Source organism: uncultured Turicibacter sp. (assembly GCF_938044715.1).
Lineage (GTDB): Bacteria > Bacillota_I > Bacilli_A > MOL361 > Turicibacteraceae > Turicibacter > Turicibacter sanguinis.
In genome coordinates this window covers 1-4,703 of record NZ_CALIOS010000149.1, presented here as the reverse complement: position 1 = coordinate 4,703, position 4,703 = coordinate 1, and the positions used below count along the sequence as shown (strand labels likewise).

General features: G+C 35.3%; 3 protein-coding genes. All 3 read right to left on the bottom strand.

Annotated elements, in window-relative coordinates:
- Positions 1–880: phosphate acyltransferase PlsX (gene plsX / locus QWC74_RS14735; protein WP_288994300.1), on the bottom strand; the 880-nt coding region annotated here is incomplete at its 3' end.
- A 116-nt stretch (positions 881–996) separates the two neighbouring features.
- Complete coding sequence (recG, locus tag QWC74_RS14730; RefSeq protein ID WP_006785132.1) at positions 997–3,042, bottom strand: ATP-dependent DNA helicase RecG; 2,046 nt, start codon at positions 3,040–3,042, stop codon at positions 997–999.
- A 111-nt stretch (positions 3,043–3,153) separates the two neighbouring features.
- On the bottom strand, positions 3,154–4,703 hold a 1,550-nt coding region (locus QWC74_RS14725), incomplete at its 5' end, for a DAK2 domain-containing protein (protein ID WP_288994298.1).

The following is a 4,703-nucleotide window of genomic DNA, read 5'->3' as shown; positions in this document are numbered from 1 at the left end:
CAGGTGCTGTTACCCCAAGTAACATTGCTCCCCCTACCTCTGAAGCATCCATTCGCTTTTTAATACGGCTAAAAATTGGTTTTAAAATTAAAGCCCCTACTTTTCCTCGTGTTGAAGACATTAATTCTTCTTTTAATAATGAAAAGACTGATTTTGAAGTCCCTTCTACCGCTTTTAAGGCAATATTTCCAGAGTATCCATCTGCCACAATGATATCTACTTCACCAGAAATCATTGTTTTTCCTTCCATATTTCCAACGAAGTTAATCGAAGAATCCGCTTGAATCAATTTAAATGCTTCTTTTTGAAGGTCTGTTCCTTTTCCTTCTTCTGTTCCAATATTTAATAAAGCAACACTTGGGTTTTGAATATGTAACACTTCTTTGGCATAAATTGAAGCAATTTTCGCATTCTGATATAAATATTGAGGTTTGGCCTCACTTGTTGCTCCAGCATCACATAAAATCGTATATTTATTTGCTTTAATCGTCGGCATAACAGGAGCTAAGGCTGGACGCTCCACTTCTTTCAAACGTTTTACAACCAACGTTCCCGCTGCAATTAACGCACCTGTAGCTCCTGCTGAAACAACCGCATCAATTTCACCAGCTTTAGCATCTTTACAAGCACGTACCATTGAAGAATCTTTATATTTTCGAATGGCCATGGCAGGATCTTTAATATCCATCGGAATCACTTCTTCACAATGAACGATTTTAATACGCTCGTGTGGTTCCTTCATATATTTTTTTATTTCATCCGCTTGCCCATATAACAAAATCTCAATATCATTAAATTTTTCCACTGCTTCATAAGCACCTAATACTGGTTGTTCTGGAGCAAAATCGCCACCCATGGCGTCTAATCCTATTTTAAACATTTCATGTCACCTCATTCATTGACGCTAATTCCTTAGCATTCATTCATCTTATAAAAAAAATAACTATTACCATTATAAACTATTTCAAAGGTTTTCGACACCTAACTTTTCTGATTTTAATCAAATTGATGCATCTCATTGGCCACCGTTGATTCGATATAATCGCGTAGTGGTAAATATAAATTATTTTGTTTAAATTCATCTGAACTGACTAAACGATAAGCATCTTGCATCGCAACTTGTAAAATATTAAAATCTTGTACTAAATCCGCCATTTTAAACACTGGAACCCCTGACTGCTTCTCCCCAAAGAAATCTCCAGGACCACGAAGTTTTAAATCAGCTTCTGATATTTCAAAGCCATTCGTTGTCTGAGTCATAATTGTTAGTCTCTCTAAGCTCGCTTCATTTTTAATATCACTCATCAATAGACAATAGGCCTGTTCACTTCCACGTCCAACACGTCCCCTTAACTGATGTAATTGCGATAATCCAAATCGGTGGGCATCATAAATGAGCATCAAATTGGCATTTGGAACGTTTACTCCAACCTCAATCACAGTCGTTGAAATTAAAATTTGAGAACGATTCGCCACGAAATCATCCATTACAGCATCTTTTTCAGCTTGAGACAAACGTCCATGCATTAATCCGACCTTTGCCCGTCCCTGAAAATGGTGTTGCCACAAATGATACACTTCTACCGCATTTTGTACATCCATCGCTTCAGATTCCTCAATTAGTGGGGTAATAACATACGCCTGTTGACCTTTACTTAAAATTTCATCTTGAATAAAATTTAATGCCCGATCTAACTTTCCACTATCAATTAAATAGGTTTCAACAGGTTTACGCCCTTTAGGCATTTGAGTAATCGTTGAAACATCCATATCACCAAAAGCTGAAATTGCAAGCGTTCTTGGAATTGGCGTTGCTGTCATCATCAATACATCTACAAATTCACCTTTTTCACGTAACATTTTTCGCTGATTGACTCCAAAACGATGCTGTTCATCCGTTATGACAAGTCCTAAATTTTGAAAGACAACTTCTTGTTGAATAATCGCATGAGTTCCAACGAGCAGATTAATTTCACCTTGTCTTAACTTTTCTAAAATTTCACGTCGTCGTTTCCCTTTAACCGAGCTACTTAAAAACTCTATGTTTACCTCTTTAAACGGGGAAAAGAGCTCACAAAATGATTTATAATGTTGTTGCCCAAGTATTTCAGTTGGGACCATTAAAGCCGTCTGAAAACCAGCTAACATTGTCATAAATAAGCTCACAGCTGCTACAACTGTTTTTCCTGAACCTACATCCCCTTGTAGTAATCGATTCATCCGAGTGGGACTCATTAAGTCTGTTTTGATTTCAGATAATACAGTCAACTGTGCCTCTGTTAATTGAAACGGCAATTGATGAATGAATTGCTCCACTTTCATCTCATCAAAACATTTATTCGCCCCTACTTTTTCATGTTTCGTTTGATGACGTAAATATTGAATTTTAAGCTGAAACTTCAATAATTCCTCATATTTAATACGGCGTTCAACTTGACGTACTTGTTCTTTATTCTTTGGAAAATGGGCAAATGATACAGCATCCTTATATGAAATTAATCGATAAGATTGTTGCAAGTCGAGTGGAAGATCATCATTAATCAGTGAGTGAAATTGTTCATAGGCTGCTTTTACTATTTTTTTAAATGTTTTAGTTGGAATTTCCTTTAAAGAATAAACTGGCTCAATTCCTCTTCCCTCTGCACTCCCAATGATAATATCTGTCGCTGTAATTACCTTACGTCCTAAATCCCATTTTCCCGTCACGGTAATTAAAGTATCTAACTTTAATTGATTTTTTAAAAATTGACGATTAAAGACAACGACTTTAACGACTTCATGATTAACTAACACATTAAAACTCATACGAGCCTTCATTTTTCCATAATATTGAACACTACAAGCTGTAATGACTTTTGCTTCAACGGTAATTTTTTCTTCATGCATGGCGTGATGAATATCAATCAATTCATAATTTTCATAGCGATAGGGAAAATACTCTAATAAATCTTTTACCGTCACAATTTTAAGTTGAGCCAACTTTTCAACCATTGCTTTGCCGACCCCTTTAACTTCTGTAACTAAAATTTCATTTAATGACATTTTCTCACACCCTTTCAAATCATCATTTTTTCTTATATTGTATCATAAAGTGTCAATTTAAATATGAAAAAAGACGTGTTAAATGATTAACACGTCTCAAATCTCATTCTATTACTCAACTGAGATAATGTATGAATAAACAGGTTGTTCTCCATTGAAAATCGTTACTTCTACGTCATCATATTTGTTTTCAATGTACTCTGCTAATTCATCAGCTTCATCTTCATCTGTTCCTTCACCGTAAATGATCGTTACAATTTCACTATCTTCATCAATCATTTTATCAACTAAAGCACAAGCACTTTCAAAACGATCTGGTACTGATACAACAATATCTTTATCTAAAATTCCGATAAAATCATTTTCCTTAATGTCAACACCATTCATTTGTGTATCACGAACAGCATATGTAACTTGTCCTGATTTTACTTCTGTAATAGCTTGTGTCATTACTTCAGTATTTTCAGTAACAGATGCATTTTCATTAAACATAATTAATGATGTATAACCTTGTGGAATTGTTTTTGACGGAATAACAACAACATTAATATCTTCTGTTACTTGAGCCGCTTGATTAGCTGCCATGATAATATTACTATTATTTGGTAAAATAATAATATTTTTTGCATTTAATTCATCAATTGCCTTTAAGAAGTCTTCTGTTGATGGATTCATTGTCTGTCCACCTTCAATCACATAATGACATCCTTGTTCCTCAAATAAGTGCTTAATCCCTTCACCTGCAACAACTGAAATAATTCCATATTCCACTTGTTCTTTTGTCGCTGGCATAGCCGGTTCAGAACTATTTTGTCCGATAATTTCATTGTGTTGTTCTGTCATATTTTCAATCTTTAACTTCACAAATTCACCATGTTTTTGTGCTAATGTTAAAGCTTCTCCTGGTGTTAAGGTATGAACATGAACTTTAACAATGTCTTCATCTTGAACAACGACAATCGAATTTCCTAACTTTTCCAAACGTCCGCGGAAAACTTCTTCTTTAAATGGAGTGCGTTCCTCATCTAAACGTAAAATGAACTCTGTACAATATCCAAATTCAATTTCATCACTGCTTAATGCCATTTGAGCTGATTCTTGTGTCGTTTCAGATACTTGTTCTAAATTAATTACTTCACCTTTTAAAGCTTTTAAGAATCCTTCAAAAATATATGTTAACCCTTGTCCACCACTATCAACAACGCCTACCTCTTTTAAAACAGGTAAAAGATCTGGTGTACGATCCAATGAAATTTGCATTTCATTTACGACTAGTTCATATAAATCAGTGATGGTCTCAACTGTTTCATATTTGCAAACAGCAGCTTCAGCCGATTCACGAGCAACAGTTAAAATAGTTCCTTCAACTGGCTTCATAACTGCTTTATAAGCTGTTTTAACACCACTTTCAAGTGCAAAAGCAATCTCTTCAATACTCGCTTCGTCTTTCCCCTCAAGACCTGTAGCAAATCCTCTAAATAATTGTGATAAAATAACACCTGAGTTTCCTCTTGCCCCGCGCAGTGATCCGGAAGAAATTGCTTTTGCAAGATCTTTCATCACCGGTTTCTCCACAGCAGCAACTTCTTTTGCTGCAGAAATAATTGTCATACTCATGTTTGTACCAGTATCACCATCCGGAACCGGAAACACGTTCAGCT